Source organism: Allobosea sp. WAO, from assembly GCF_001509835.1.
In the GTDB taxonomy this organism is placed as follows: domain Bacteria; phylum Pseudomonadota; class Alphaproteobacteria; order Rhizobiales; family Beijerinckiaceae; genus Allobosea.
This window is the reverse complement of the sequence record NZ_JXTJ01000036.1, coordinates 1-229: the sequence shown is the minus strand read 5'-3', so window position 1 is coordinate 229 and position 229 is coordinate 1. Positions and strand designations below refer to the sequence as shown.

At 71.6% G+C, this 229-nt stretch carries 1 protein-coding gene; it reads left to right on the top strand.

All coding sequences use genetic code 11. The features are described 5' to 3' along the window. The coding region (locus tag DK26_RS28300; RefSeq protein ID WP_248310137.1) for a methylmalonyl-CoA mutase family protein at window positions 1-229 on the top strand (229 nt) is incomplete at both ends.

Here is a 229-nt window from a genome sequence, read left to right as displayed (position 1 = left end):
CGGCCAGCAGGCGATCATCGGGGTCAACTGCTTCAAGCCCGACAACGAGGCGGCGATCGAGGTGCTCAAGGTCGACAATGCCGCGGTCCGGGCCCAGCAGCTCGACAAGCTCCGGCGGCTGAAGGCCGAGCGCAACGAGGCGGATGTCCAGGCGGCGCTCGCCGCGTTGACCGAGGGCGCCGCGGGCGAGGCCAACCTGCTCGACCTTGCGGTCAAGGCGGCGCGGGCC